General features: G+C 72.1%; 4 protein-coding genes and 1 pseudogene. 2 read left to right on the forward strand and 3 right to left on the reverse strand.

What is annotated here, in order from left to right:
• Positions 1-726, reverse strand: a pseudogene (locus ACFW22_RS25585) (TerD family protein); the annotation flags it as partial.
• Positions 727-846: 120 nt separating this feature from the next.
• Positions 847-1,419 (reverse strand): M48 family metallopeptidase, encoded by a 573-nt coding sequence (locus ACFW22_RS25590; protein ID WP_386408747.1) that lies wholly within the window; start codon positions 1,417-1,419, stop codon positions 847-849.
• Between the two features lie 221 nt (positions 1,420-1,640).
• Between ACFW22_RS25590 and ACFW22_RS25595 the strand changes: the two genes are divergently transcribed.
• On the forward strand, positions 1,641-2,849 hold the full coding sequence (locus ACFW22_RS25595) for a ThiF family adenylyltransferase (protein WP_386408749.1): 1,209 nt from the start codon (positions 1,641-1,643) through the stop codon (positions 2,847-2,849).
• A gap of 41 nt (positions 2,850-2,890) precedes the next feature.
• Positions 2,891-4,240 (forward strand): ABC1 kinase family protein, encoded by a 1,350-nt coding sequence (locus tag ACFW22_RS25600; RefSeq protein ID WP_386408751.1) that lies wholly within the window; start codon positions 2,891-2,893, stop codon positions 4,238-4,240.
• A gap of 318 nt (positions 4,241-4,558) precedes the next feature.
• On the opposite strand, the gene ACFW22_RS25605 is transcribed toward ACFW22_RS25600, so the two are convergent.
• Positions 4,559-4,741: a hypothetical protein gene (locus ACFW22_RS25605; RefSeq protein WP_386408753.1), complete on the reverse strand. Its 183-nt coding sequence runs from the start codon at positions 4,739-4,741 to the stop codon at positions 4,559-4,561.
• Positions 4,742-4,905: the final 164 nt, after the last annotated feature.

Here is a 4,905-nt window from a genome sequence, read left to right on the forward strand (position 1 = left end):
ATGCCGGGGAGGGCACAGGGGCCGGTGGGGCGTGCGCCGGGAGGAACGGCGGCGGGGGCGCCAGGGGGGACCGGCGGGGTCGGTGGCGGCGGGGGCCGGGGCGGGGGCGGGCACGCCGAAGGCCGGCGGCGTCGCCGTCTGCGGCGGCGGGGCGAAGGCGGGCGGCGCGGCCTGCTGCTGTGCGGCGGCGGGCTCGTCCTCGGCGACTTCGCCGCCGAAGTTCCGCAGGAGTGCCTCCAGACCGCCGTCGAAGCCCTGGCCCACGGCGGCGAACCGCCACACGTCCTTGAGGTAGAAGTCACCGAGCATGACCGCGCGCTCGGTGCTGAACTCCGCGCCCGTGAAGGCGTACCGGGCCACCTCTTCGCCGCCCGCCACGATCCGCAGGTAGCCGGGTCCCACCTGGGACATCTGGCCGGCGCCGTCGATCGTCGCGGTGAACGACAGCTTGTGGACGTGCGCGGGGATGCGGTCGAGGGTGACGCGGAAGGACTCGGTGTCACCGGACTGCGCGCCGAGCAGTTGAATGGATTCCTCGGGCGACTTCGGCTGGTTGAAGAAGACGAAGTAGCGGTCGTCGGAGAGCTGCTCGTCGGCGTCAAGACCGAAACAACTGATGTCGAACGTCAGTCCGGGAGCGGCGATCTGCACCCCGACGTACAGATCGGTCCCCGCGGTCAGATCACTGATCTTGGCCTTGTGGCCGCGTTGGAATTCCCTGGCCATGCGTAACGACCGTCCCCCATCCCGAATGGCGAATGTTCGCGACAGGCTATCCGCTGCGTGCGACATCGAGACAGGGCAGGTCGCTTTCGGTACGGAATCGACAAAACCGCGACGGTGCCGTCACTCCCCGCGCACTGCCGGAAGGTGCGGCGGGTGCGCGGCGACCACTCCCTCCAGATAGCCGCGTGCCCGCTCGGTGCGGGGGTACGCCTCCAGGAGTCGCCAGAAGCGCGGGCCGTGGCCGGGCACGAGGAGGTGGGCCAGCTCGTGCAGGAGGACGTAGTCGACGACGTATTCGGGCATGCCCTGGAGCCGGTGGGAGAGGCGGATGCTGCCCTCCGACGGGGTGCAGGAGCCCCAGCGGGTGTTCTGGTTGGTCACCCAGCGCACGGAGGCGGGCCGGGGCCGACCGCCGAGGTACTGCTCCGACAGGCGCAGCGCCCGCTCGGTGAGCTCGCGGTCACCGAGGACGCCGCGGCGCTCCTGGGCGGCGAGTTTGTCCAGCATGACCCCGACCCAACGGCGCTCCTCCGCCTCGGACATGCGGGCCGGGATGAGCACGACGGTGCGGTCGCCCTCGCGGTAGGCCGAGACGGTCCTGCGTCGCCGCGGACTTCGGCGGACCTCGACGGCGCTCGCTCCGGACTCTCGGGACGGTTCGTCGGTCACGCTGCGCTGTGGGTCGGCGGGCACGGCCCCGACGTTACCCGCTGCCGTCCGAGTACGTCCCCGTCCGCGGAGTCGTTTCGGAAACGATCCCACCCCACTGCGCCCTATTCGAATGATGAACGCCCCGACCTGTGGACAACTTTCGGCGACCGTCACGGCCGCGGGGCATTCTCATCCCGGGACGGCGGAAAGATCGCTGTCGATCATGAATGCGGTTCATGGACGACCGAGAACGGGGGCGGAAAATGCATCCGATGGTGAAACCGGCACTGCGGCGGGCCTGGCGGAGCCTGCACCGCATCCAGTTCGGCGTCACTCCCGCGCACGCAGTGGTGCTCGATCCCATCGGGCCGGAAACGGGGGCGGTGCTCGGACTGCTCGACGGCACCCGCGGGACCGCGCTGCTGCGGGCCGAGGCACGGGCGCACGGACTCCCGGACGGACATCTGGACGCGCTGCTGGGACGGTTGGAGTCGGCCGGGCTGCTCACCGACGCCGCGACCGGACGTCCCGGGAAGGCCGGCCCGGTCGCGGGCGCGGTGGACGTGGCCCTCGATCCGCTCCGCGCGGACCTCGCTTCCCTCTCCGTCGTCCATCCCGAGCCGGAGCGGGCGGCACGGACCCTGGCGGCCCGACGGAGTCTGCGGGTCCAGGTCCGGGGCGCGGGTCGGGTGGGGACGATGGTGGCGGCCCTGTTGGCCGCGGCCGGGGTGGGCACGGTCGAGGTGCTGGACTCGGGCCGGGTCGAGCCCTGGGAGACGGCTCCCGGCGGCCTTCCGGTCGAGTCCGTCGGCGAGCGCCGGTCGACGGCGGCCCGGCGCCTCGTCGGCCGCTGGGTCCGGGGGCCCTCCGCCCGCCCGCCGGGAGCTGGCGGAGGGGACGCGCGGAAGGGTCCGGGTGGTCCGGGAGGCACACGGAAACGGTACGGACCGGGTGAAGGGGCGGACGGTCCCCGGCTGTCACTCGTGGTGGTGACACCGCGGGACGGCCTCGGCGCGTACGTGCCCGATCCGCTCCCCGCCGAACCCTGGCTCTCCACGGGCACCCCCCACCTGTACGCGGGCGTCCTGGAGGCCACCGGGAGCGTCGGGCCGCTCGTCCTGCCGGGTGACACCGCATGCGCGCGCTGCTTCCAGGAGGAGCGGACCGACCGGGACCCGGCCACTCCGCTGATGCTCGCCCAGTGGCGCTCCGGTGCCCCGCACCCACTGCCCGCCTGCGACCTCGGCCTCTCCACTGCGGTGGCCGGACTGGCCGCCGCACATGCCCTGTCCTTCCTGGACGGTGACCTCCCGCTGAGCGCCGGAGCCCGCTGGGAGACCTCGCTGCCTCTGTTGCAGTGGCGCACGGAGCGATGGAGACCGCACCCGGCCTGTCCCTGCGGGGCGGCGCGCGGCGGAGAGCGGGAGTGCGCCTCGGCCGTCGGGACCGGGCAGGACACAATGGCGGGGTAACGGCCCTGCGCGGCACTGCAGTCTGGGTTTTGGAGGAGCGCATGTCTGATCTTCCCCGGAAGGCGGTCACCAGGACCGTCAAGTTGGCCGCGTTGCCCCTGGGCTTCGCCGGCCGGGCCACCTGGGGGCTGGGCAAGCGGATCGGCGGCAGGTCTGCCGAAGTGGTCGCCCGTGAGCTCCAGCAGCGGACGGCCGAGCAGTTGTTCAAGGTGTTGGGCGAACTCAAGGGCGGGGCGATGAAGTTCGGGCAGGCCCTGTCCGTCTTCGAGTCGGCCCTCCCGGAGGAGGTCGCCGGGCCGTACCGGGCGACGCTGACCAAGTTGCAGGATGCCGCCCCGCCGATGCCGACGCGAGCGGTGCACGCGGCCCTGGAGGAGCGGCTCGGTTCCGAATGGCGCGAGTTGTTCCTGGAGTTCGAGGACAAGCCGGCGGCGGCGGCTTCGATCGGGCAGGTGCACCGCGCCGTGTGGCACGACGGGCGCGAGGTGGCGGTCAAGGTGCAGTACCCGGGTGCCGGGGAAGCACTGCTCTCGGACCTGACGCAGCTGAGCCGCTTCGTCCGCCTGCTCGGGCCGCTCGTTCCCGGCATGGACGTCAAACCCCTGATCGCCGAGATGCGGGACCGGGTTGCCGAGGAGTTGGACTACGCCCTGGAGGCAGAGGCCCAGCAGGCCCATGCGGAGGAGTTCTCGAACGACCCCGACGTGGTGGTGCCCGCGGTGGTGCACCAATCGGAACAGATCCTGGTGACCGAGTGGATGGACGGGGTCCCCCTGGCGGAGGTGATCGCGGACGGCACCGAGGCCCAGCGGGACCGTGCGGGTCAGCTCCTGGCGCGGTTCCTCTTCTCCGGACCGGCACGCACCGGTCTCCTGCACGCCGACCCGCATCCGGGGAACTTCCGGCTGCTGCCCGGCACCGGGGCGGACGAGGGACCGGAGGCCTGGCGGCTCGGCGTCCTTGACTTCGGCACCGTGGACCGGCTTCCGGGTGGATTGCCGGAGACGATCGGCACCTGTCTGCGGATGGCGCTCGCCGGCGAGGCCGAAGCGGTCTACGGAACACTGCGCACGGAAGGCTTCGTCAAGGAATCCGTCGAGCTCGACCCTGATGCGGTCCTGGAGTACCTCCTGCCGATCATCGAGCCGGCCGAGGCGGACGCGTTCGACTTCACCCGCGGCTGGATGCGTGCCCAGGCGGCCCGCATTGCCGACCCCCGTTCCCCAGCCCACCAACTGGGCAAGCAGTTGAACCTCCCTCCCTCGTACCTGCTGATACACCGGGTGACGCTGAGCACCATCGGGGTGCTGTGCCAGTTGAATGCGACGGTGCGGCTGCGGGACGAGTTGACGGAGTGGTTGCCCGGCTTCGAGGAGCCCCCATCCCCCTAGCCTCAGGGGACGGGCGTGTTCCTGGCCGAGGCGCGGCGCCGGGAAGAGGAGCGGCGCAGCCGGGGATCGACCGCGGGCACGGACCGGACGCGATCGACCGGAGGACGGGCGAGGCCACCCCTGCTGGAGCCGGTGTCGGGCGGACGCTCGACACCGGACGGCAAACGACGCGGGATCCGCCCGTGCTGGTGGGTGGTGCGTTCCCGCGGACGGGTACTGCCGAACCGTTGGAGTGCCCGACTGCCCGACTGCCCGAGTGCCCGTGGCACGCGAGCCACGGAGGCTACAGCTCCGGGGTTCCTGCACCTGTGGGGTGGTTCACCACCAGGAGGAGTCGAGCCGGCCTTCGATGGCCCGGATGTTGGCGCGTGCACATTCTTCGCAGAAGTACTGTCGCCGACCGTTCTCCACCGAGCAGGTCCAGGTCAGCGGCAGGGTGTCGGTGGTCGTGCCGCAGCGTGCGCAGGCGAAGGGTTCCTCGGGGGGAGGGGCGTCGTTCATCCTCGTGACGATAACCCGGTGGGGCGCCGCGGCCCGGACAACGCTCCGCGGGGGGCGGGGCCGGGGGGGGCGGGCCGCCCCCCCACCCGGCCGCCCCCGCCCCCCCCGCGGCCGGCACGTCGATGACCTCGCCGTCCTTGTCGAGCGTGTGGGTATCCCAGTAC

Source organism: Streptomyces sp. NPDC058872 (assembly GCF_042743065.1).
In the GTDB taxonomy this organism is placed as follows: Bacteria; Actinomycetota; Actinomycetes; order Streptomycetales; family Streptomycetaceae; genus Streptomyces.

Bases quoted from the DNA above. Each gene is read 5' to 3' on its own strand.
- ACFW22_RS25595 (WP_386408749.1), top strand. From the start codon at position 1,641: ATGCATCCGATGGTGAAACCGGCACTGCGGCGGGCCTGGCGGAGCCTG.
- ACFW22_RS25600 (WP_386408751.1), top strand. From the start codon at position 2,891: ATGTCTGATCTTCCCCGGAAGGCGGTCACCAGGACCGTCAAGTTGGCC.
- ACFW22_RS25605 (WP_386408753.1), bottom strand. From the start codon at position 4,741: ATGAACGACGCCCCTCCCCCCGAGGAACCCTTCGCCTGCGCACGCTGC.